Genomic DNA, 25,071 nt, shown 5'->3' with positions numbered 1-25,071 from the left:
ACCTTCGTGTGATCATGCGGAAATTCCAGGCTATTTCCAAGTCTTTAAAAACACCCTTATTCTATTTTTCCATAAAAGGATTTTTGTAAATATTTTTGGTTGTTTTCCTTGCTTTTGCATTTCATACATACTTGCAATGGTAATTAGAATTGTTCCAGCAATTAATAAATATACCCACCAAGGAAAATTACCCCAATATGGTCTAGTTTGCAATAATACATTTAATATTAATACACCAATGCCAACAAAGAAATAAGATTTATAGCGGAAATAAAATCCTGATAAAATGGATATTACTGCAAGCACACCCAAAATGATGGCATCATAGATAGTATGAGAAAGATAGCCATCCATCGCTAAAAGCAAGGCCGAAATGGTTACGACACCCCATTCAATCTTCCTTAATAGTCCCGACGCATGCTTGACGATTTTCTTTGCGGCAACCATAACGACAAGTACTGGTAACACCTTTAGCTCTGTCTCGATATATTTCTGGATAGAAATAATTGATAGCATAGAATAATATGGCAACATGAGTGTAACCAAGCCGATAAGTTGAGGTACCCATTGAATTTCTTTCCCCACCCTATTTTTCTGGATAAAAACTAGCAATGCGAGTAACACTCCCGGAATAACAATATCCCACTTTAAATTTGTTTCTATTGCGTATAAAGAGAAAATGGTAAGAAAACTTGCTAGGAAATAAAAATCAATCCACTTTTCTCCTTCTTCCTGCCACTTTGTAATGACTGGATATACAATAGTGCTAATAAGCATAAATATAAGACCCCAAACCAGCGTAAAAAGATACCGGTCGATTGGCAGAAAGTCATGCATGAATACTTCATTATTCATAAATAGGAAAACTATTCCAATAAACGAGACAAGATATAGTTTTTCTAGATGGATAACAAGTAGCAGGAGTACAATATATAGAAGGATGACGATGTAAGTAATAATGGTAAAAGGTGAGGCAAACATCCAATATATTATCCCAACTGAACTAAATGGTAAGAAAAAGAAAACAAGTTCTTTCTTTTCTTTTTTCAGAAAATATATCCCGAACAACGCCATCGACATTACCATAAATGCGAGACTATAAGCGTTCCCTCCTGCAAAGCCAAAAGGAAGAGCGGCCGCTAAAAAGAAATAACTAGATAGATAGCTCCCATATCGAAATACCATTTTCACATATTTATTAGCAACTAAATAGACACTTATACTATAAGCAATAAATAAATAGATAAACGGAAGAAAGGAATCATTTTCTATCATTAACCGATCAATGATAATACTTCCGAGAATATAAATATGGGAAATCGTGAGAAATGGAAGCTTGAAAGATGTGTTTTTTAATCCTAAACCCATCATAAACATACCCATCCAGCCATACTTCATAAGTAGTTCAAAAGAAAGCGTATCTGTGTTCCAAATAGAACCTACAAGACTGAAATAGCTAATCAAACTAACGATCCCAATTAACCAGGCAATAAGGATATTTTTTATTTTTCGATACAAATCATAAAAAATAATAATTGATGCTAAATATACACCAGTAGTCACCCATTTATTTAGTGTGAAATATTCCAAAATTAATAGCAACCCAAATCCGTACATGATTTGCCCAATGAAATAGCCGTTTCTTCCCATATTCTTATCCGCTTTTTCATATAAATTACCTGTTAAGATGGTAAAGACACTTCCTAATGCAATCGACAATGGATGGCCTTGCTCTTGGATAAAACGGAAGGATTCTGCTGTTGTAAAATAAACACCAAAAACAGTAAACGGAATTATATAGGAAAGAAGTTGCTGCTGCGTTTTATTTTTTATGAAACGACTGCCGCTATATAGACTTAGGGCAATTCCTGCTATCATAAAAGGTATATACCATTTCCCTAAAAAGATTGCTGTTGATAAAAAGGCTATTAGTACCATCCAGGCAATATTATAAATGGCAGATGGCTTTCTAATATCCTGTAATGGATGCCATTTATTAAAAATACCTAACAAAAATAAAAGCCCTATATTAATCCCGTAGCTAACAAGGAAAAAACTGTCGGGATCTTTTATTAATGGAATTAACAGAGCAGCATTCCATAACGCCAGGTTGATAAAGAGAACTGGCAAATAACGAATAATTACATATGTCAGCCTTTTTGCTAAAAGGATGAATTCTACAGCCAGTAAGAGATACGCAAACACTAAATACAAACTTCCAGCGAGAAACAGTTCCCAATAAAAAAGAATGGTTACGAAAAATGTAGCTAAAGCAATGACAAAGCTTGTAAACTCCCAAACTTTCCCCCACTCTATCTTTCCTTTTAAGATAAAAACAAAAGAAAGAAGGAAAATACTAAAGCAAGCAAAGGCTATTGGCAATAAGTCTTCTAGAATTGGATAGGTAAAAATTCGATAAAGCCCAAAGGCTATAGCGATAGTTATGTAAAAATGATCATGCTTTCGTTTCGTTAATGCTACGGTCATCATAAATAGACTGCTGATTATCAAATAGTAAAAGCCATTTATCACACTGCTCTCAAACAAAAAAGTCATAAATAAAGCAGTTAAGATTAATTGAACTTGAACAATGGGTGTGAGTTCCTTCTGAAAATATTGAATCCATTTCATGTGCTGATACTTTAATAAAACATAGATGGTTATAAATTGATAGATGATCATAAAGAAGAAGAATCCATCTAGTGCTAATGGTAAAAAAGCAAGCAGAAAGGCAATCGTTCCAGTGATGGTCCCAATCGTTAGTATTTTATAAAGACGGGACTTTAAATAAATCGCTAGAGCTGCATATATAGGGAATAATACGAAACCAGCTATTACTCCTAATAAGAAACGTCCCTTGCCATACATAGAAAGATAGTCCCCTGCTAGCTGAAAAAAGCTTATTGACAAAAATCCTATTGGAAGAAAAAGACTCCCCAGGAGAAAGAAAGCAAAGGCTGTATGGTCGATCTTTATTATTTTTTTCGATAACATGGCAAAACCAAAAAATAAGATCGAAACAAAGAAAATAGATACTGCCTTCAACCAACCGGGCATAGAGTCCCAATTACTAGTTGCAACCACTAATCCACCTATTAATAATAGAAAAACTCCTAAATAAAGTAACACCCCTATATTTCGTTCGCGCAGCTGTTCTGGAGTATGTTGTTTCTTTCGTATGGAAGGCTGCTTTTTCTTTTCTTTTTTCTCCATTACTTTTACTTTTACTTTTTCTTCTTTTTCTCCATTTTCTTTTATCGCCTCGTCCTCTAAATACTTTTGGAAACCAGACTTAATATCGGTATAACTCGTTTCTGTTATATATTCCTTCGAATACAATGATTCTACCATCCGATTAAAAAAAATAATCATATTTTTTTGCATTGTATGCATCCTTTCTATAAACACATGCGTTTCATACCTTTTAAACTAATAGTGTAATTTTACAATGAAGTTATTTATTTTTCAATATATTTTATTTTCAAAAAAAGAGGATATTCTTCTTATATAAGCGAATTTATTTTCCATATCGAAATAATTGGAGGAATGGATAGAATGGATGTTATTCAACAATATTTAAAAGAAAAAAGAAAAGACCACTTAGAGGAATTATTCTCCTTTTTATCATTAGAAAGTATTAGTGCCCTTCCAGAACATAAAAAAGATATAGATAGAACCGCAGAATGGTTAGTGAACGCTTTAACAAAAGCTGGATTAGAGAATGCTGCCATTCATCAAACAAGCGGCAATCCTGTCGTTTATGCAGATTGGCTGCATGAGGAAGGGAAGCCGATCGTGTTGGTGTATGGACATTATGATGTTCAGCCAGTTGATCCCCTAGAATTATGGGAATCTCCTCCTTTCGCACCTGAAATTCGCAACGAAAAGCTTTATGCTAGAGGAGCCAGTGATGATAAAGGCCAAGTTTTTATGCATATTAAAGCAATCGAAGCAATTCTTAAAACGACAGGTTCATTACCAGTAAATATTAAATTCTGCATCGAAGGAGAAGAGGAAATTGGCAGTCCAGCTTTGCCGTCTTTTGTAGAAGCAAATAAGAAGTTATTAAGTGCCGATGTCATCGTTATTTCAGATACAGGGATGATGGAAGAAGGAAAACCAACGATTTGCTATGGTTTAAGAGGATTATGCGGGATGGAAATCCATGTGAAAGGCCCAAAAAGCGATCTGCATTCTGGGTTATTTGGAGGAGCAATTCACAATCCTATTACTGCTTTAAGCCACCTCTTAGCAAGTTTTCATGACGATAATGGAGTCATTTCTGTGGAAGGCTTTTATGATCGGGTAATTTCTTTAACAAGGGAGGAAAAAGATGCTTTTGCAGCATTGGAAATCACAGATGAATCAATTATCGAACAAACCGGCTCTCCTTCCCTATTTGGAGAAACAGAGTTCACTACTTTAGAAAGACTTTGGGTACGCCCAACCCTTGAGATAAATGGAATTAAAGGTGGATTTCAAGGAACTGGCGTCAAAACAGTTATCCCTTCTGAAGCGAGTGCAAAAATAACATGTAGACTAGTTCCAGCGCAAGATCCAGATGAAATCGTTGCTTTATTAAAGAAACATATTGAAAAGCATAAGCCAAAAGGAGTGGATGTAACAGTTCAATTATTTGACAAAGGCAATCCCTATGTTACTCCCTTTGATCACAAAGCTATTCAGGCCGCTGGAAGAGCGTATGAAAAAGTATATAAAGTACCTACTTCCTATACACGAGGCGGAGGATCTATTCCTATCGTAGCAGCTTTTGATCAAATTTTACATTTACCAGTTGTCTTAATGGGATTCGGCTTACCAGATGAAAACTTCCATGCTCCAAATGAACATTTTCATCTCAAAAACTATGACAAAGGATTAGAAACAATCTGTCATTACTGGTTCGATCTGGCAGAGGTGTGGTGAAAATAGCGAACTAACACTAAATATCAAAACAGCTCCCATCCCCTTGCTTTTTTAAAGGATAATCCTCCACTAGCATGGATAATGGGAGCTGCTTTATTTAAACTACCAATTTAGCTAATTAATTTCCAACCCTTCGTAGGTTGTATGGTCTATTTTCTCAAAATACTCATTTTGTTTTCCGTTTTCGATATACATAGTCAGTTCATGCATTGCTCTTGTACAAGCTGTGTAAAATAATTCTTTCTCTAATTCGCCTTCATAACTAGAAGCATTATAAAGGATAACTCCATCAAACTCAATTCCTTTTGCTAAATAGGCCGGTATGACAGATACACCTTTTTCATAAGAAGTTGTTCCTTTTTGAATAAAACGAACATCCACTTTTGCTTTAAGTCGTTTATATACTTCCTTACTTTCTTCAATTGTTTTGCAAATGATCGCAATTGTTTTATGGCCTTTTTCCTTCCACTCTTCCATTCGCTTTTGGATGTCCTTTATTTTCTTATCCCCATTTGCCACATTTACGACTGTAGGTTTTTCACCATGGCGATTAAATGGTTCAATTAAATCTCCATTTACAGTCAAGCCTCTTGTAAACTCTATTATTTCCTTTGTTGAACGATAACTTTTCATTAACTCTATTCGTTCTACTTCTCCGCTCTCTTCATTCCTAACAATCTCATTGTGATGATGCGCATAAATAGCTTGGTTAATATCCCCTAAAAGAGTCATTTTACTATATGGAAATAGTTCCTTCAAATAGTTAATTTGGAAATCAGAATAGTCTTGTGCTTCATCAATAAATACTTGGCGAATACCAGACGTAGATTTTTTCCCTTCTAGTTTATCTTTTAGGTAGGCAAAAGGAGTTCCATCTTCATACGCCAGAAAGCTTCGATTGAGATTAGCAATCGTTTGTGTTCCTATCGTTTGCCACTCTTTCTCTGTTAACTCTTTAGGACAAGGTAAATGAAAAATGTTTTTGTAGATTGATGCAATATCAATAAATCGCATTTTTTTTATGGAAGCATAAATTGATTTAAAATATCGATTTACAATAAACTTACGTAAAAACTTTTCCTCTTCCTCGAAATAAGCAAACTCTTGCTCTTTCCCATTTTTCATTTCAGATGCATGGTATGCTTCTAAATATTCCTCTTTATCTAGCAGCTGAATTTCTTCCTCCACCCAAGGCTGCTTTCTTTCTACTTTAGCATGTTTTTTCATTTCTTTTTGTGCCCATTCAATTAATAATTGCATTCGATTGGGAATCGTGATAGTGCTATCCATTTCGTAAAATTTCCTCGTCAGTTCTTCACTAGAGATAAATACTTTTTTCCGAAACATAATATCCTTAAATACAATCCCATCATTCTGAAGATGTTGAAGATATTCATCGATTAGCTCTTTAAATGCAACACTACTTTTATATTGAATACTTATTAATCTTTGCGCTTTTTTTGCCTTGTCTGTTTCTGTTAACAAATACTCTAATTGAGAAAAGGAGTCTTCCACTTGATAAGGTTTGCCAATCCTTGATTGCAAATACTCATAAAAGGTGGACTGACGCATATTCTCTTCTCCCAGCTCTGGCAGTACGGTGGAAACATAACTATTAAATAATGGGTTGGGCGAAAATAGCATAATATTATCCGATTTTAATGTATCTCGGTGTTTATATAATAAATAGGCAACTCGTTGCAAAGCAGCGGAAGTTTTCCCACTTCCAGCAACTCCTTGGACAAGCAAGTATTTACTTTTATCATTTCGAATAATTTGATTTTGTTCCTTTTGGATAGTAGCAACAATTGATTTCATCATGGAGCTGGCATTATTACCAAGCACCTCTAGTAATAACTCATCTCCAATAGTAACACCAGTATCAAATAAGCTAATTAGCTTTCCATCACGGATAATAAATTGTCTTTTTAATAATAATTCCCCATCAACTTTACCACCTGGTGTTTGATAAGACGCTGGTCCTGGTGAATAATCATAATAAACACTAGAAATTGGGGCCCTCCAATCATATATGTAAAACTCTTCATTCTTTTTATCCATGAACGAACGTATGCCAATATATACCGGTTCAGTTTCCTCCCCCTCTTCCTTAAAATCTATCCTACCAAAGTAAGGAGAATCCTTTAATTTATGAAGAACCTTTTGCTGTTTATGGATCTGTCCATATGTTCGCTCACGCTCACCAAGTAGCTCTGCTTGCTGCTTAATACTTGTAAATGTTTCAATGACATCATCTGGTTCATCTAAGTTTACAGTAACATCTTCCCAGAAACTAGAACGCAGCTGGCTTACATCACCGCCAATATGGTTAATATCAGTTTCTAATACTGTTAGCTTCTCTTCAATTTGTTGACGAACAAAATCTATTCGCTTTTGTTCCTGGTCTTTTTCTAGTTCTTCTTTATTGTTCATAGTGTCTCCACCCCTAATCAATTATCTTGACAAGCAGAATCATTTTGTGATATCATTAATATAGAAATAATATAATCTTTTCTAAAAATGAATTCACTAACAGATTCATTTATTTTAACATATCTATCAACAAATTACCATTATTATAAGAATAGACATCCCATATCCTTTACGGATATGGGATTTATTATGTGTTTAGTTATATTTTTGCCATGTTCTTTTTGATTGAAACCTAATCCCTTCTCTCATTTTTAAACAGTGAGAGAAAATGACCTCCTGCATGGTCACAAAATCTAGATAGGCCATAATCCGAATGATGATAAATAGCCTCTCCAGCATAAAGAAAATATTTCTTCCTCTAATGCCAGATAACAAGATATAGCTAAAATAATATAAAATGTCGCTATTTTATTAACAATAAAAAAGTCCCTTCCCACATACTGGAAAGAGACTTTTTAAATGCTTATTCTTCCGGTGATTCTTCTGAATCAGTCTTACTAGTATTACCTTTTATATAATTATAATCCTCACGGTTTATTGGGGTAAATCCATCTGGTTTATGGAATCGCAATAAATCCTTCATCACAATGCTATCAGATGCTTGTAGTTCAGCAGCAGCTGCTTCCGCTTGTTCTTTTCCTTTTTCTGCATCCACTAACTCGCCGTTAGCATCATAATAGTTATCACCTATTTTTGTTAGTGTAGGAGAAACAAAGTCACCGTTTCTAAATGGAACTGTTTCACGATGCTGCTCAGAAAGTAAATCAGAACCAACTTGTAAATAGTCCTTTGTATCAATACCAAGAAGATGCATTAACGTTGGCATTACATCTACTTCGCCGCCGTATTTGCTTACGACATTCCCTTCAACACCTGGTACATGAATAAATAATGGTACACGTTGTAACTGCGTGTTCATAAATGGTGTGATTTCCTCTTCACCAAGTACTTGGGCCATTGCTTTATTATGATTTTCAGAAATTCCATAATGGTCACCATACATAACAATTACTGAATTATCATATAATCCTGATTCTTTAAGTTCTTTAAAGAATAAACGGATTGATTCATCTAAATAATGAGCAGATTGGAAGTAATGGTTAACAGCATTGTCACCAAAGTCACCTGCTGGGAAGTCCGTATCTCCCTCATCCATTTCAAATGGATGGTGATTAGATAGCGTAATGAACTTTGTATAGAATGGTTGCTTTAACCCTTCAAGCAGAGGCATACTCTGTTCAAAGAACGGTATATCCTTCATACCATAGTTTTTTGTATTTTCTTCTGACATATCATAATACTCTGCGTCAAAGAATTTATCATATCCAATCGTTTTATACATTTCATTACGATTCCAGAATGTTTTATAATTCCCATGAAATGCAGCGGATGTATAACCTTCCCCTTTTAGAATAGCTGGTGCTGATTGTAATGTATTTTGCGCTTTGTTTACAAAAACAGCTCCTTGGGACATTCCGTATAGAGAATTTTCCATCATAAATTCCGCATCAGATGTTTTTCCTTGTCCTGTTTGGTGGAAGAAATTATCAAAATAAAATGTATTGTCATCTTTAATGAGTGAATTTAAAAATGGTGTTACTTCTTCTCCATTTAATTTGTAATTAATAATAAAGCTTTGTAGGGACTCTAATGAAACGTAAATAACGTTTTTGCCCTTTGCAACTCCGAAGTATTTGTCATTTGGTTCTGCATAATTAGCACTAATAAAGTTTTGTACTTCCGTAATGTCGCTGCTGTCTGCCAATGCTCTTTGACTTTCCGAACGAGCATTTTGGACGATATCATATATAGTGAAGTTATATGCACCTAAATATTTCACTAAATAGTTTCTATCAAATGAACGACTTAATAATTGCGGGCGGTCTGCCTCCGCTAAACCTAAATTAATAACAAATGTCAAAATAGCTAGTGCAAAAACTGATTTTGCTGCTTTTCTATTTTTTTGTATCGTAGGTTTATATGCTTTTGTTGCAAGTAATACGATTAAAATAATAACATCAAGGAAATAAAGTATATCATAAGGTTTAAGTAACGATAAAATACTGTCACTTAATTGACCACCATTTACTTTCACCTGCATTACTACTGGAACTGTTATAAAGTCAGTAAAGAAGCGATAATAGACTATGTTTGCATATAATAAAGCTGACATTAATGCCGTATTTATCGTAATATAAATAGGCTGTGCTTTCCCTTTAACAAATAAAGCAAGTCCAATAAAGAGCAACGCAGAGCTCAATGGATTAATAAATAGTAGAAATTCCTGCATAGGCCCTTGGACACCAATGCTAAACTCTACCTTATAACCAATATACGTTTTCAACCAAAATAAAATTATGGCGATTAAAAAGAAAGAAGAATGTTTTGTTAAAAATTTGCGAAATAATTCTACTGTACCTTTCAATCCCGTTCACCTCAATTCAAATAATTAACAATTTTTAATATAATGTTTATTTTCCCTTAATAAGTGCTACCTTATCTACATATGATACTGCTCTTCCTTTTGTTCATCTCTTTATGAAGTAGCAGATGATGAAATGACGTAATCCATTATAACACATCATTTTTATAATGGTCATTTCTTTTTCTTCCTATTAATGTAAATTTCATTAATTGGATTTCAAATCAACCCCATCTTACATTAAATGAATGAATATTGCCAGCGATATCTATATTTATACGAAAAAAAGAAAGAAAAGCACATGTTTTGTGTTTTTTCGACAAGAATGTATATTAACATTTCTTTTACAAAAAGAAAATGGTAAATACTCACAACTCTTTCTTACTACCCTAAGATTGAGTCAGTTAAACAGCGGATAAGCATATTTAATCTTTCTATTATTAATAGTATAATGATTAGGATATTAAAAGGAGGAATTCTACTTGGTACAAATTAATCAAAAAGAGTATTTCGATTTATTAGAGCAAATATTGAATGTTACAAGTCCTTCAGGTAACACAGAAACCATTATTCAATTAATGGAAAAATACTTACATAGCACAAATATTTCAACTTATCGAAATAATAAAGGGGGATTAATTGCAACTATTCCAGGCAAAATCTCAGAAAAGCAGCGGATGCTGACTGCCCATGTTGATACACTTGGTGCTATGGTAAAAGAAATTAAAGCAAATGGTCGACTTCGCTTAGATTTAATTGGCGGATTTACGTATAACAGCATTGAAGGAGAAAATTGTGTAATTGAAACTTCTTCTGGCAAGACATATACAGGCACTATTCTCCTTCATCAAGCATCTGTTCATGTATATAAGGAAGCAAGAACTGCTGAGCGTAATCAAGCCAATATGGAAGTTAGAATTGATGAAATCGTAAAAAACCAAGAAGATGTAAAAAAACTAGGCATTTCTGTTGGCGATTTTGTTTCTTTTTATCCACGTGTGGAGATTACCCCATCTGGATTCATTAAATCAAGGCATTTAGATGATAAAGCTAGTGTGGCAATTCTGTTATTACTAATGAAAAAAATGACAGAGAATAATATCGAACTTCCGTATACAACTAATTTCCTTCTTTCCAATAATGAGGAAATTGGCTATGGAGGCAATTCCAATATTCCAACCGAAACAATCGAATATATGGCTGTTGATATGGGAGCAATGGGAGACGGACAATCTACAGACGAATATACTGTCTCCATCTGTGTGAAAGATGGTAGCGGACCATATCATTATGCCTTACGAAAACATCTTGTTCAATTAGCTGAAAAACACGAGGTTCCCTATCAACTAGATATTTATCCATATTATGGATCAGATGCATCTGCAGCAATACGATCTGGTCATGATATTAAACATGCATTAATCGGACCAGGTATCGATTCCTCTCATGCATACGAACGTACTCACTTTTCGTCTATTAAGGCAACAGGTCAATTGATTTATCATTATCTGTTAAGTGATTTAGTCTAATTTTCTATCCAACTATCAATGGGCTGTAAGACGTTCACGTTATGAGATTGTAAGGCGTCCAGATAGATAGCAGTAGTGCAACTATCCATACATAGTGGTTTCTTAATAGAAAAAAGAGGATGACATCTTTTATTATGAGTCACCCTCTTTTTTGTTATTCAGGCCTTTTCCCTTTTTGCAATTCCTCTATTGTTAAACCAAAATCCATTTGTAAATGGGGATAATCTTTAAAGTTTGCCCAATCGCCACCCCATTGAAAACCTAAAGATTTTGCTATTTCTACCACTTCTGACCAATCACTTTTGCCATTACCGTTTCCATCATATTTCATATCCCAAATAACAACTCCATTAATATCCATAAGGGCAAAATCAATAGCTAGTCCATAATTATGATATGACTGTCCCCCCTTTGCATTTGTGACAATAGAACCTTCGCTCGTTCTACCCTGCTCATATAAGCGATCCTGTTCCTCTACACTTCTGAAGTCCTCTGTGATAACTACCCGAATTCCAATATCACCAGCTTTTTTAACAAGAATATCCTTCTTCTCATTTACAACCGGGTTTAATTCAACAGGCATTGGAACATCCCTATAATCAGGCTGGTTTAATTTCCAATATAATAGAAGAATAGAGAAAAAAATCAATATAATAAATAAGCTTCTTCCATGCTTCTTTCTTTTTTTTCTCAAAATACCGCTCCCAGCTTCAAAAGTTATTATTAGGTTTTACACCAAAATGTATTTCTTTATCGTAAATATTCAAATCGCGTAGTACTTCCCGTTTGCCCAGCGATTACCTCGAGCCTGATTTCCATTCGATCTTTCAATTCTGGAACATGGGAAATCACCCCAACTAATCGACCTGAATTTTGAATGTCCATCAATGTTTCAATTGCTTGATCCAAGGATTCTGGGTCTAATGTACCGAAACCTTCGTCAATAAACATTGTTTCAAGGGAAATACCGCCAGCAAAGTTTTGCACAACATCACACAATCCTAATGCTAGGGCTAGTGAAGCTTTAAAACTTTCTCCGCCTGACAGTGTTTTTACATGTCTTTCTTGACCAGTATATTGGTCAAATACGAGTAACTCTAAACCACTTTGGACATTTCCTTTTGATCGGTCACTCTTGCGGACAAGCTGATATCGACCGCTCGTCATTTTATTTAACCTGCTATTTGCTTGAAGCAATATTTCATCCAGGAAAGAAGCTAGTACATAGCGTTCAAAAGTAATTCGCTGAGCATTTTGTCCTCGGGAAATATCATATAAGTGGCCGACAAGTTTATACTGATTTTCTAGATCCTTTACTTGTCGATTTATTTCAATCACCTGATTATATATTTCTTTATTTTCTTTCTGCTTTATTAACATATTTGTATGTTCTTCCTGCAATTTATCTGCTTCTTCAATAATTGTCTTAAGTTTGTTTTGAAGATCTTCCGTGTTCGGAATGGTAATATCTTTAAGCGTCTCTTCTAAATCCCTTAATCGATCGGAAACAGACCGACATTCTTCTCGGTAAGCTTGGACTGATGCTTTTAACTTTTCCACTTCCTTTTCCAACAATTTACTATCTGAATAAGAGCGATAGGTTGAAAATCCTTGCTTTGTCATGCTTTCTAAAAAAATCTCTCTTTCTGTCTGCAAGCTATCAGTTAGCTGTTTGATTTGTTTTTGTACGCTTTCAAACCGAACGGATTCTTTTTGCCAATTTTCTTTCGTCATCTGTACTTTTTCTTGCGCTAACTTAAATTGAGCTTCTAACTTCTCTAACTGAAGCGAACTTTCCTTCCATACTGTTTTATACTGTGATAGAACACGCAGTTCAGCTGGAATGACATCTTTCATATTTTTCCATGTCGTATTATGTTCCGTATATTGGATAGTAGTATCTCGCATCGCCACTGCAATTTTTTCAAGCTCAGATTGCAATTCCTGATACTCGCGCTCAGCACTAACAAGAGATTGTTCCATCTTATCTCTTTCTGTCAATTGTTCCTCAAGTCTCTTCTGTTCGGTCTCAATTCTGTGAAGTTCGCTTTTAATCGTATTTACTGCTATCGTACTCTCTTCATTAGTAAAAGCTGGGTAAACATCTTTCACTTTCATTAGCTTATTTTGGGCATCTTCCGCTAATAATTTCCATTGCGTATTTGCTTCAAGCCAAGCCGCTTCTGCTTTTGCTTTTTCCTTTTCTATTGCTTCAAAATCCTTTTTCGCATTCTTACGGTCTTCCTCCGTCGCATTATCATCGTGATTCCTATTTATTGCCGGATCAGGATGATGTACACTTCCACATACCGGACAAGCCTCATCTTGCTTTAAGCTGCTCGCTAAAATAGATGATTGATTAATAAGCCATTTTTTTTCTAGCTCTTCTACTAATCCTTTTGCATCTTCTACTCTTCTTAATGTATTATCTAGCAATTTTTTCTTTGCTTCTGCATCTGCCTTTTGTCTCATCCCGCGATTAAGTACTTCTAAATAATCATTCATTTTCTCTAAAATAGATTGTAAATTCCGAAGCTTGTCTTTGTTTTCTAGCAGCATTTCCTTTATCCCGTCTAACTGCTTTAAACGTTCTTTCATATTTTGTATCCTTACTTCTTTCTCTTTTCGTTGAGTTTGAAGTAATTTTTCCTTGTCACCTATACTATCTAAATCTTTTTTTATCGTTCTTAGTTTTCCTTCTACTTCCGCGAAACGAAAGACATCCTTCTCCATATTTTTTAAATCGACAAGATAGTCAGCTAACTGTTTACGTTCTACTTCTTTGTCAACCTCTTGTTTAAGTTGTTTTTCTGCCTCCGTTAATTGAATATTAAGCTTTTCCAAGTTGAATTGAATTGTTTTCTCTTCCAAATTTCTGTCATCGATTTGTTTTTTTAAATGGTGGCAAATTTCTTCCTGCTGGGCAAGAAGTGCTGCTTTTTGCGCCTTATTAATTTTATTTTCTTTTTCTGTATATTCCTTCTGTTGACTATTTAGTTCATTTAAACGAGCAGCAAGCTCTTCTTTAAGCTTTATTTGTTTTAATATAGATTCCGCTTCATATAAATGTTGCTTCAAACTATCTCGTTCTTTGTTTTTTCGGTCCAATTTTTTCTGTATTTTTTCTATCTCTGCTCCCATTAATACAATTTCCTGTTCTAACAGGGGAAGAATCGCTACATCATTTTCTCGATCTGATTCCAATTGAGTGATGAGATCCTGATGATAAACTGCCGTTATTTTCGATAAAGCATTAGTACGTAACAGGACTTTTTGTTCCACTTCTTTTTTTAGTGCTTGTGCTTGTTCCCTTAATTTCTCTTCAATCCGCTTATACATTTCCGTATGGAATAATCGCTGTAATATATTTTCTTTTTCTTTGCTATCGGAAGTAAGTAATCTACGAAATTCTCCTTGCGGGATCATGAGAATTTGCCGAAACTGATTGCTGTCAATTTGCATAATCTCCTTAACTTTTTCATCGACATCACGGATAGAGGAGGCAACAAGTTGTTCATTTCCCTCTGCATCAAACGTATATAATTCTGCCTTAGCACCGATAGTTGTATATCCATCTCCTCTTTCCTTTTTCTTCTCTTGCTGAGGTGATCTTGTAATTAAATATCGCTTTTCTTTTAACTTAAATTCAAAACTGACTTCTGTTAACAAGGAGTCTTCAGCAAACTGGCTTCTTAATTCTGGACCATTGCGGTCTTCTCCACTTGCTTTCCCGTATATCGCATAACTAATTCCGTCAAAAATCGTTGTTTTCCCAGATCCAGTTTTTCCAGAAATAACAAACATAGTACGATTTCCTAAAACAGTAAAATCAATGACTTCTTTTCGTGCATATGGTCCAAATGCTTGCATCGTTAGCTTTAACGGTCTCATTTAGCACCCTCCTCTCTTAGAACCTGATTAATAACCGAAGTCATCCATTCCTGTTTTTCTTGCGTAAAATCAGCTGTTGTCATTTCTTCATAAAAAGAAGCAAATAACTCTAGTTCGTTTTTTTGAACTTCTTTTTGAACTTGTAAAATACTCTTTTCTTTCCGGTCTTTGTTTTCTATTTTTCTTTCTAAATGAAGGACATTCGGATAGACTTGTCGTAATTTTTGTATCGGATCAAGAATTGCCCCTTCATCAAGTAATGTAATTTTTAGATAATCATCTACTTTTTGCTGCTGATAATAGGAAACGTCTAGCAATTCTTCTAAGTGGCCTTCTAATTCTCGCATATCTCTTTTCGGCATAAGCGTTTGATAATTTTGTGTGAAATTCCCTTTTTCATCTATTTCAATAATAGATACTGACTTCTTTTGATTTGCCTCGGAAAAAGAGTATTTCATTAGTGATCCTGAGTACTTTACAGTTGGATGATGAATAGCATCTGGACTATGTAAATGACCCAATGCTGTATAAGAGAAGGGCGCAAATAATTCCGCACCGACACATCCAGATCCGCCTACAGATAATATTCTCTCAGAATCTGTTGTTTTTCCGCCAAGTACAAAACTATGCCCTATGAATACATTTGGCTCATTTACATTTAAATTACTTTCAATCTTGCCGATGATTGCTTTCATAGCATCATGATGATTAAGGATAGTATCGTCCGCTAATAATTTTCTTACCACTACTGGCTCACAGTATGGCACTAAATAAAAATTCACTCCTGAAAATGAAATCGGAATAAAGCTATTTTCTATTTTACCGTTTAAATAAAAACGATTCTTCTGATACCAAGAGCTACCAAAAGATAATCTTTCTGCACTATCATGATTACCGGAAATAGCAAGAATCGGAGTATTTAACTCGACATTAATAAAATATAATACTTCATCCAATAGATTCACTGCATCAGTCGGAGGAATCGAGCGATCATATAAATCACCAGCAATAATAACTGCATCTGGTTTTTCTTTCTCCACTAGTTCCATAAATTGTGCTAGCATAAATCTTTGGTCCTCTGTCATGTATAAACCATGCACTAATTTTCCTAAATGCCAATCGGCTGTATGAATAAATTTCATCACATTCACCTCTATGTTTGAAAAAACTACTTACACTTTTTTTGTATATTCATTATAAATAAAAGAATATATTCTTTTATTATAACAAACTATGAAAAGATGAGGATGTGGGAGAAGGAGTAAATCAATTATTTCTATAAAAGGAGTCATTATTCGTTTGACAGATTATCAAAAGAAAAAGGCCAAACCAATTTTTTGGTTTGACCTTTTATATATGAAGAATAGCTATCCTTATATTTTAGTAACGTTAGCTGCTTGAGGTCCACGAGCACCTTCAACAACTTCAAATGATACGTCTTGGCCTTCTTCTAGAGATTTAAAGCCTTCTACTTGAATCGCTGAGTAGTGTACAAATACGTCATTGCCATCTTCAGCTTCAATGAATCCAAACCCTTTTTCTGCATTAAACCATTTTACTTTACCGTTTTTCATGTAAAAAAATCCTCCTAAAAAAGCTTGCTAGCTTCATCTTTAAATTACCATTTTCACGCATAAGCATTTGGCTATTAATCTCTCATTTTAAGTTGTTGATTGAATAAATAACATACTAAATACGTCAATAACGGTTAATGTAAATTTAACATTTTTAACTATTATTGTCAATAGAAAACCCTTTCATTTTTCGGATAATTATAATTTCGGGTCATTTTTTAAGCGATTTACTACTTTTTGATTAATTCTGGTAAACTCTGAATAGATTTTATCATTATATCTAGCTTTGTTTCGATACGATTCAGCAGATAAAAGCTGATAACTATCGGAAACCCTACTTGGCTTATAAATGATATAACCTCATCCACTCTAAACGCCTCCCAATAAAGTTACCTATTACGTTTTAGGTGTATCAATTATTCCCAGCGTAATAGGTAAACTGTTAACTTGCTATTTATACGTTAAATTTCATAATCTGTAATCTTTCTTTCCACTAGTCGAATTCCTTTTACCGCCGTTAAATCACCGTTATTTGAAGTAAAAACTTTGGATGCAATAATACTTTGCATGACAGATAATATTTCTTCAGACTTAACTGGTTCAATCGGACTTTCAAGGGATAATTTTGAACTTTTACCATTATTCGTTTCAAATGTTATCTCTAGTGTTTTTGCCATTATGATTTCTCCTTTCTATTTTTTTCTCTAATGTGTAAATCACTAAGCTTCTACTTCTACAATTTCTGAAATATCATTTCGTTCAACTGAATATAAAGAATAGGTCACTAATGATGTCAGTCCTTGTGCAGCTGCGTAAATTTGTTCTGGAGTAGCTGTTTCATTTAAATTTCTAAACGTCTTTATTACAAGATTCGGATCCCCATTTTCTTTCATCCCATTTAGAAAAGCCAACTTTAAACTTGCTTCATTCCAAAGTGCCTGTGCCATTGCCTCTCACCTCCTTTCAACTATTACATAGAGAGAAAAAGACAAAAAAGACAGTTGTTTTTTTACAAGCATGCTAATAGTACTTTCTGAAATGAGAATGGTTATGTAAACAATCAGATTTTCTCATCAGTGCATATGATAATCATGTAAAATAAAGGAGGGAAGATACTTTGGAATGGTTACAGGGTTTTCTACTAGAACATTATTATATATTAGTACCTGTCCTATGGATTATTGGCTATGCGCTTAAACAAACCCCCATTATCTCTGATTGGTTGATCATTTGGATTCTTCTTCTAACCTCCATTTCCTTAGCTGCTTTTGCTTATGGAATGACATTTGAAGCTATAACAAATGGAATTATCGCAACAGGCGTATCTGTATTTGGACACCAGCTTGTAAAACAGACGATTTTTAAGGATAAATCCAAATAGTAATGATGACAAATTAAAGTAGGACTGCTCGATGAAGGGATCTATCACGATAAGAGTCGATTTCCTTTTGGCTACTGCAAAAGAATAATCGACTCTATCATTTAAATTTTTGAATCGTTGAATCCACTTATTGTGTTATAAAAAATTAATATAAATTTACATATTATAATTGGAGTGGTCTAGTCTAGTTGAAGAAAGTTTATATTATAAGACATTGTGAGGCTGAAGGCCAGCTGTCAGAAGCACACCTTACGGATAAAGGATTTAAACAAGCAATAGAAATATCTAATTTTTTTGCTGAAATTAATATCGACCGTATTATTTCGAGTCCTTATAAGCGTGCTATTCAATCGATACAGCCACTTGCAACGCGATTAAATCTGGAGATAGAGATTAATAGAAAATTAACAGAACGTGTATTAAGCACTGAAAGTCTTTCTGACTGGTTAGATAAATTAAAAGCAACATTTGAAGATATTGAGTTAACATTTGAAGGTGGAGAGTCCAGTCAGGAAGCAATGAAACGAATAGTAAATATTGTAGAAGACGTTTTTAACAGTGAATCTGAAAATACACTTATTGTTACACATGGGAATCTAATGTCATTACTTTTAAATTTTTATAATAAAAATTTCGGGTTTGAGGATTGGCAAAATCTTAGTAATCCTGACATATACCTTTTAAAAAATGTCGGTAATAAAGTAATTTATGAACGTTTATGGAAATAAAAAATAGCATAAGTTCAGGTAGATTATGAATCTTATCATCTGCTTTTGATTAGCCCAAAACCGCGACAAATGTAAGAAACTTGCTGCTGTCTATTAATTCAATCACCTTTATTATTTCTAATCTTTGTATATGTATTGACCTCTTTCTCCATCTCTTTTAGCTAAAAAACTAGCTGGATATGTAATCATCCAGCTAGTTTTTGTGTATATGTTAATTAGTTGTACTTAAATTCTTTGTTAATTTTTTATAGTTAATAAACATGGCAATTCTCCATGGAACAATCATACAAAAAGCAAGCATCCAAAACATGCCTCCTAATGGGCCAACATCGATGGAACTACTTAGAATAAACTTGGCCACAATTCTAATTGCTAAAAGTCCAAATAATATATAGATAAATGCTTTTGAATTAATTAAATATATATCATTATCTTTTATTTCAAATTTTGTTGTTTTAATTAATAAAAAAGAAAACAAGATTCCAGCAATGGCTGCTTCTAAAATTTCTTGTCCACTAATACGAAAGTATGGAAAAATAAACATTAAAGCTCCAGTACTCATAAAAAAAGGCGGCAATATAATTTTCTTTGGTGAAACTGGCTTTTTAGCCGCTTTCATTCTCATAACCATAAAAAAGACGCCCATAAACACTGCGATACATGTTGAAATTATGACAGAAGTCATAGAAAAACCCCTTTACTAACCTTTTATCAATGCTTTAGAATACTTTTAATCTTACCATTAAGATAAGTACGCTGTCTATTTATATAAGTAGACACAAAGAAAAACGGATACGATTATATCATATCCTCTAAAAGCATTTACTATATTTGTTATTTTAAAACTCGATTTATTGCATCTAATACTCGGGTATCATCAAAAGGCTTCACGATAAAATCCTTCGCACCAGCTTCAATTGCTTCTACCACCATTTTTTGCTGGCCCATTGCTGAACACATAATAATTTTTGCCTGGGGAAATTCTTTCTTAATTTCTTTAACTGCGTCTAATCCGTTCATCTCTGGCATTGTAATATCCATTGTGACCAAATCTGGATCCAATTCACGGTATAATCTTATTGCTTCCTTCCCGTTTTCCCCTTCTCCAACAACTTCATGATTCGCTCTAGTTAAAATGTTTGAGAGTGTTAATCTCATAAACTTTGCATCATCCACAATCAATATTCGAGCCATCTTACTTCCTCCTCAACAACCGAAAACACCATATCTAATAGGTAAATAAATTAATAATACCTATCCAATATAGCGAATCTTTATCATAATTTCAATGTATTTCGGCATTATTCTTTACAAATCATGGGATAAAATTATGTAATTCATCCTATTATAAATATCATACTATTGTGCTTATAGAGTATTATAGCGTGGAAAAATGATTAAAAACCTTGAAAATCACCAAAAATTGGTGAGATAACACGTGTTAACCATTTCATTCCGTCTACAAACAATAATATTCCCATCACAATCATAAAAAAACCGCCAATTTTCGTCCACTGCACACTATACTTTTTAAGCATATTCCAATGAGAAATAAAAAAGGATAAAAAAATAAATGGGAGTGCAAATCCGATAATATATGCACCTAAATAAAGTAAGCTTGTTTCTGGATGCAGGCTTGCTAAAGATAGAACTGCTGCTAGAATCGGTCCGTTGCAGGGAGTCCACCCTGCCGCAAAACTTAATCCAATCAAAATAGATCCTAGATAACCAGTTGGTCTTGTCTTAAAAGAAAACCGATATTCTTTCATTAACCATTTAGGCTTTATTAATCCAATGATAGTAAGACCAAAGAATATGATGATAAGTGAACCAATTTTTCTTATCTCTTCTTGATATACTTTAAAATATTCTCCGATCAAGGAGGAACCAAAACCAAGGGCGATAAAAATAATCGAAAACCCTAAAAGAAATAGAATTGTATGTAGAAAACTAGCATTATTAAGTATTTTCCCCTCCTTTAACTCCCCGCTAGACATTCCGGTAATATAGGATAAATAGGCAGGATATAATGGTAAACAGCATGGAGAAATAAAACTCAAAAAACCTGCGCCTAATGCAATAAAAAAATTTATATCTACCACTATTTATCGCTCCTCTCTCCAATTCCTATAACTATATGCTTGTACAGTCTATTTATGTATCTTTGCGATATTTTTGCATTTACTTCCAAAAATAGATATAATTAAGTAAATTAATTTCCACTATTAACATTTATTAAATAACAGAATTTAGACGGAAAGGAAAATTAACCATGCTAAAAAAGCAATTGCTTACTCAAATTGAATTAAAGCGTACAGAGCTTATTGAGATTGCTATGAAACATGGTTTTTCATCTTCCTCAGCCATTATATGCAGTCAAGAATTAGATGTATTACTAAATAAATATAATGAAATAAATCTCAAAAATGAGTTTCCTGCTTTCCGAGAATCAAAAAAACAATGGAATATGTAAAAGAGAAAGAAACAAAAAAACCGAAGTTCACTGCTAAATTAGCGAACTTCGGTTTAATTTTGTACTGCTAAAGCGAAACCAAATATCTATGTTAGTTCCACTTTATCTTCTACTGTCTCTTCAATAGAATCGGCAGCTCCATTTTGTAGTAGATACATTTTATAATACAATCCTTTTTGTTGCAGAAGTTGTTGATGGTTACCCTTTTCCACAATGTTTCCTTTGTGAAGCACTAAGATTAAATCTGCATCTTGAATGGTAGAAAGGCGATGAGCGATGGCGATGGTTGTTCTGCCTTTACGCATTTTCGATAATGCAAGTTGAATAGCTTCTTCCGTTTCTGTATCAATATTGGCTGTTGCTTCATCCAATATTAGTACTTTCGGATTTGTCAAAATGGTTCTCGCAAATGCAATAAGCTGGCGCTGTCCACTTGAAAAAGCAGAACCTCTTTCTACCACTTTATGATTATATTGATCTTCTAGCTTTTCAATGAATTGATTAGCTTGCACAAACTTAGCTGCTTCGATAACTTCTTTCTCCGTTACTTCCTTATTATATAAACGAATATTATCTGTTACTGTTCCATAAAATAGGAATGGATCTTGAAGTACTAACCCCATTTTTTCCCTAAGTTCTCTTTTACTGAAAGACTTTAATGATTTGCCGTCAATCAGAATTTCCCCTTTTCCAAAATCGTAAAACCGCATAAGTAGATTGACAATAGAACTCTTTCCACTTCCTGTATGTCCTACTAATGCAACAGTTTCCCCTTCTTTAGCCGTAAATGAAATGTTTTTCAACACATCTTGTTTCCCATCATAAGAAAAGGTGACATCCTTAAATTCTATCACACCATTTTCAATTTTATTTTTGCTATCAGAAACGAGAGTTGGCTCCATATCTTCTTCATCTAATACGGTAAATACGCGAAAGGCAGATACAATTGCTTGTTGATAAAGTGATAGGCGCATCATCATATTATTGACTGGCTCAAAAAAACGATCTAAATAACTTACAAAGGCATATAATACCCCAATTTCAATCGGATTGTTAAAAGAAGATATTCCAAAATAGCTTAAAACAAGAATAAGCCCAAGTACGTAAACAAGGTCAATGGCAGGTCTGAGGAGTAACCCTTCTAACTTGATATTACGCATTCCTGCTTGATAGTGCTTAGTATTAATATCATCGAACTCATTTTTCAATCTTCTTTCTTGTCTAAATACTTGGATTATATTCATTCCTTGTAAAGATTCACTAAGTTTTGCATTTAATTGGCTTAATCGTTCTCTTATATCTTGGTAGAAGCTTGAGCTATATTTCCGATACGTATAAATAATAAATCCTAAGATTGGCAGTAAAATTAAACAGATTGCCCCAAGCTTAACATTCAAAACAAACATAGCAATAATAATACCGAAAATCATAAATCCGCTTTGAATAAAAGTCGCAAGGACACTGACAAACATATCTTTAATTGCTTCTGTATCATTTGTTACTCTGGAGACGATACTTCCAGCGGGTATTTTGTCAAAATAGCGGAGTCCAAGTGTATGAATCTTCGAAAATATATCAACTCGAAGCTGTTGAATAATATATAAAGCAATTTCTTGAAACTTATATAATTGAAAATACATAATGACTACATTCATTATTTGGATAAAAATATAGGTAATTCCCAAAACAGTTAATGGCTGAACCGCTAAATTTCTTGGTGTTAAGTAATCATCTATAAAGACTTTAATTAAGTAGGGGCCTGCTAATTCGCCCAATGTCGATAAAATTAAGAGGCCGAATGCAATCATAACCGCTTTTTTATGTGGTTTTATATAACCTAGTAATCGAAATAATACTTTTCTTTGCTGTTCACTTGTGAGTTTAATTGTTTTATCCATTTGTATCCCCCATGCTTACCATTACTTCTAAAGCCTGGCGATGGTACATTTCTTTATACCAGCCGCTTTCCTTTACAAGCTGTTGATGGTTCCCGCTTTGAATAATTTCCCCTTCATCTAATACGATAATAAGGTCGGCATGTTCAATAGCGCTTAGTCGATGGGAAGTGATAATCGTTGTTTTGCCTTCCCTATTTTCCTTTAGGGCTGTCAAAATATTTTCTTCCGTTTTTGCATCCACTGCTGATAAAGAATCATCTAAAATAAGTATTTCCGGATTCATCAGGAGTGCTCTCGCAATCGAAATACGTTGTTTCTGCCCCCCAGATAAAGATACTCCTCTTTCACCAACTACCGTATTATAACCGTCTGTGAATCCAAGAATATCATCATGAATATTTGCTAATACAGCGGCCTGATGGATTTCTTCCTCTGAAATATTGGGATTAGTAAAGGCAATATTCTCGCGGATACTGGCAGAAAATAGAAAGTGTTCCTGTGGTACATATCCAATGGACACTCGCAATGCATCCAAATCTATTTCTTTTATTTCTGTTCCATTAATCATAATTCTTCCGTCATAATGATCATATTCTCGAAATAACAATTTTAAAAGCGTCGTTTTTCCAGCTCCTGTTTTGCCGACAATCCCTAATGTCTGCCCTCTTTTTAAACAAAAGTGAATATTTTTCAGAACATCGATTTTATGGTTATAAGAGAAAGATTTTAAATCATACACAATATCCCCAGCTGGCGCCGTTGTGATAGCTGTAGGCTTATTGATAATATCGACCTTGGTTTCCAATAATGCCGTAACTCGGTCATATGAAGCTCTCCCTCTCTCCATAATATTAAAAAGCCATCCAAACGCAAGCATTGGCCATATTAACAGACCAAGATAAGTAGTAAAAGAAACGAGCTGTCCTAAACTAAGTTCTCCAGTAATAACATACCGGGATCCAAATACAATTGCCAAAAAGAAAGAAATACTGACAATAATAGATATTGTAGGATCGTATAGGGCATCGACCCTAGCTACTTTAATATTTTTATCAACTACCTCAAGTGAGGACCTGCGAAAGTCTTCGACATCTTCTTTGTCTTGCCCAAAGGTTTTTAGGACTTTTATTCCAGAAATGCTTTCTTGCGTTTTATCATTTAACGATGAAAAAGCAGCCTGGGCTTGATGAAAGTACTTATGTATTAAAGAACCATAATAGCTTGTTAATACAGCCATTAACGGCATTGGCAATAAACATATAAGGGTAAGCTTCCAGCTGATCGTTGTAGCCATTGCAATAATAACAAAGCCACCTGTTGCCAATGAATCTACTAAAGTGAGCACCCCTTGCCCTGCTGTCTGTTGAATCGCCTGTATATCATTTGTTGCATGTGCCATTAAATCTCCAGTACGATTTCGCTGATAGAAAGACTGAGACATTTTTGTAAAATGACTATACAGCTGATTTCTCAATAATCTTCCTAGCTTTACAGCGGACCCGAATATCATTACCCGCCAATAATAACGAAGTACATACATTGCTAATGCCGAAACAATTAAAACGCCTATCCACTGTAAGAAATTGCTCCAATTTAATGTTCTGCCTTGAATATGATCAACGACTATCCCAACTATTTTCGGAGGTATCAACTGAAGGATTGCAACTAAAATCAACAGAAAGACCCCACCAACATAGGATTTCTTCTCCTGTATAAAATACCATTTTAAATTTAAAAAAACTTTCAAACCATACACACCCTCTTATCTATTGGCAACTAAATATGTAAAAATACCCTTCACTAGTTTAGCAAAATA

20 protein-coding genes are annotated in these 25,071 nt (G+C 34.1%); 5 read left to right on the top strand and 15 right to left on the bottom strand.

Features of this window, described 5'->3' with window-relative positions; genetic code table 11:
• Positions 1–30 precede the first annotated feature (30 nt).
• Positions 31–3,384, bottom strand: coding sequence for an SCO7613 C-terminal domain-containing membrane protein (locus tag NSQ92_RS08930; protein WP_341152584.1), 3,354 nt, complete (start codon positions 3,382–3,384; stop codon positions 31–33).
• Positions 3,385–3,546: 162 nt separating this feature from the next.
• Between NSQ92_RS08930 and NSQ92_RS08925 the strand changes: the two genes are divergently transcribed.
• On the top strand, positions 3,547–4,926 hold the full coding sequence (locus tag NSQ92_RS08925; RefSeq protein ID WP_445669261.1) for a dipeptidase: 1,380 nt from the start codon (positions 3,547–3,549) through the stop codon (positions 4,924–4,926).
• Positions 4,927–5,040: 114 nt separating this feature from the next.
• Here the strand turns inward: NSQ92_RS08925 and helD are convergent, their stop codons facing one another.
• A complete protein-coding gene (gene helD, locus NSQ92_RS08920) occupies positions 5,041–7,359 on the bottom strand; it encodes an RNA polymerase recycling motor HelD (RefSeq protein WP_341152582.1) in 2,319 nt (772 codons plus the stop codon).
• Positions 7,360–7,822: 463 nt separating this feature from the next.
• On the bottom strand, positions 7,823–9,784 hold the full coding sequence (locus tag NSQ92_RS08915) for an LTA synthase family protein (RefSeq protein ID WP_047943492.1): 1,962 nt from the start codon (positions 9,782–9,784) through the stop codon (positions 7,823–7,825).
• Positions 9,785–10,263: 479 nt separating this feature from the next.
• On the opposite strand from NSQ92_RS08915, the gene NSQ92_RS08910 reads away from it, so the two are divergent.
• Entirely contained in the window at positions 10,264–11,310 is a 1,047-nt protein-coding gene (locus NSQ92_RS08910; protein WP_095320063.1) for a M42 family metallopeptidase, read from the top strand.
• 154 nt (positions 11,311–11,464) lie between these two features.
• Here NSQ92_RS08910 and NSQ92_RS08905 read toward each other — a convergent pair whose 3' ends face one another.
• The 7 genes from NSQ92_RS08905 to NSQ92_RS08875 all read right to left on the bottom strand — a co-directional run bounded on the left by NSQ92_RS08905 (position 11,465) and on the right by NSQ92_RS08875 (position 17,722).
• Positions 11,465–12,004 (bottom strand): M15 family metallopeptidase, encoded by a 540-nt coding sequence (locus NSQ92_RS08905; RefSeq protein ID WP_061798962.1) that lies wholly within the window; start codon positions 12,002–12,004, stop codon positions 11,465–11,467.
• Positions 12,005–12,060: 56 nt separating this feature from the next.
• Positions 12,061–15,201: an SMC family ATPase gene (locus NSQ92_RS08900; protein WP_341152581.1), complete on the bottom strand. Its 3,141-nt coding sequence runs from the start codon at positions 15,199–15,201 to the stop codon at positions 12,061–12,063.
• The gene (locus tag NSQ92_RS08895) at positions 15,198–16,343 is read right to left on the bottom strand and encodes an exonuclease SbcCD subunit D (protein WP_047943488.1); all 1,146 of its coding nucleotides are present in this window, start codon (positions 16,341–16,343) and stop codon (positions 15,198–15,200) included. The genes NSQ92_RS08900 and NSQ92_RS08895 overlap by 4 nt, the downstream gene beginning before the upstream one ends.
• Before the next feature lie 231 nt (positions 16,344–16,574).
• Complete coding sequence (locus NSQ92_RS08890) at positions 16,575–16,775, bottom strand: cold-shock protein (protein ID WP_031537602.1); 201 nt, start codon at positions 16,773–16,775, stop codon at positions 16,575–16,577.
• A gap of 230 nt (positions 16,776–17,005) precedes the next feature.
• Entirely contained in the window at positions 17,006–17,143 is a 138-nt protein-coding gene (locus NSQ92_RS08885; RefSeq protein WP_047943487.1) for a YvrJ family protein, read from the bottom strand.
• Between the two features lie 93 nt (positions 17,144–17,236).
• Entirely contained in the window at positions 17,237–17,452 is a 216-nt protein-coding gene (locus NSQ92_RS08880) for a DUF2922 domain-containing protein (RefSeq protein WP_047943486.1), read from the bottom strand.
• 42 nt (positions 17,453–17,494) lie between these two features.
• Complete coding sequence (locus tag NSQ92_RS08875) at positions 17,495–17,722, bottom strand: DUF1659 domain-containing protein (protein ID WP_328283663.1); 228 nt, start codon at positions 17,720–17,722, stop codon at positions 17,495–17,497.
• A 170-nt stretch (positions 17,723–17,892) separates the two neighbouring features.
• Between NSQ92_RS08875 and NSQ92_RS08870 the strand changes: the two genes are divergently transcribed.
• Entirely contained in the window at positions 17,893–18,156 is a 264-nt protein-coding gene (locus NSQ92_RS08870) for a phage holin family protein (RefSeq protein ID WP_047943484.1), read from the top strand.
• Positions 18,157–18,344: 188 nt separating this feature from the next.
• Positions 18,345–18,884, top strand: a complete 540-nt coding sequence (locus NSQ92_RS08865; protein WP_047943483.1) for a histidine phosphatase family protein — start codon at positions 18,345–18,347, stop codon at positions 18,882–18,884.
• 211 nt (positions 18,885–19,095) lie between these two features.
• On the opposite strand, the gene NSQ92_RS08860 is transcribed toward NSQ92_RS08865, so the two are convergent.
• From NSQ92_RS08860 to NSQ92_RS08850, 3 genes are all read right to left on the bottom strand, one after another.
• Positions 19,096–19,569 (bottom strand): CcdC family protein, encoded by a 474-nt coding sequence (locus NSQ92_RS08860; protein WP_047943482.1) that lies wholly within the window; start codon positions 19,567–19,569, stop codon positions 19,096–19,098.
• Between the two features lie 149 nt (positions 19,570–19,718).
• Entirely contained in the window at positions 19,719–20,078 is a 360-nt protein-coding gene (locus NSQ92_RS08855; protein ID WP_047943481.1) for a response regulator, read from the bottom strand.
• Between the two features lie 203 nt (positions 20,079–20,281).
• Positions 20,282–20,986: a cytochrome c biogenesis CcdA family protein gene (locus NSQ92_RS08850; protein WP_047943480.1), complete on the bottom strand. Its 705-nt coding sequence runs from the start codon at positions 20,984–20,986 to the stop codon at positions 20,282–20,284.
• A 170-nt stretch (positions 20,987–21,156) separates the two neighbouring features.
• Here NSQ92_RS08850 and NSQ92_RS08845 point away from each other — a divergent pair, with 170 nt between their 5' ends.
• Positions 21,157–21,357, top strand: a complete 201-nt coding sequence (locus tag NSQ92_RS08845; protein WP_047943479.1) for an aspartyl-phosphate phosphatase Spo0E family protein — start codon at positions 21,157–21,159, stop codon at positions 21,355–21,357.
• 86 nt (positions 21,358–21,443) lie between these two features.
• Here NSQ92_RS08845 and NSQ92_RS08840 read toward each other — a convergent pair whose 3' ends face one another.
• A complete protein-coding gene (locus tag NSQ92_RS08840; protein WP_144546023.1) occupies positions 21,444–23,255 on the bottom strand; it encodes an ABC transporter ATP-binding protein in 1,812 nt (603 codons plus the stop codon).
• A complete protein-coding gene (locus tag NSQ92_RS08835) occupies positions 23,248–25,002 on the bottom strand; it encodes an ABC transporter ATP-binding protein (protein WP_144546025.1) in 1,755 nt (584 codons plus the stop codon). Before NSQ92_RS08835 ends, NSQ92_RS08840 begins: the two co-directional genes overlap by 8 nt.
• Positions 25,003–25,071 lie beyond the last annotated feature (69 nt).

The organism is Niallia sp. FSL M8-0099, from assembly GCF_038006945.1.
GTDB lineage: Bacteria > Bacillota > Bacilli > Bacillales > Cytobacillaceae > Niallia > Niallia circulans.
Note: the sequence above shows the minus strand (reverse complement) of the source record. Positions and strands in the feature narration are given on the sequence as shown.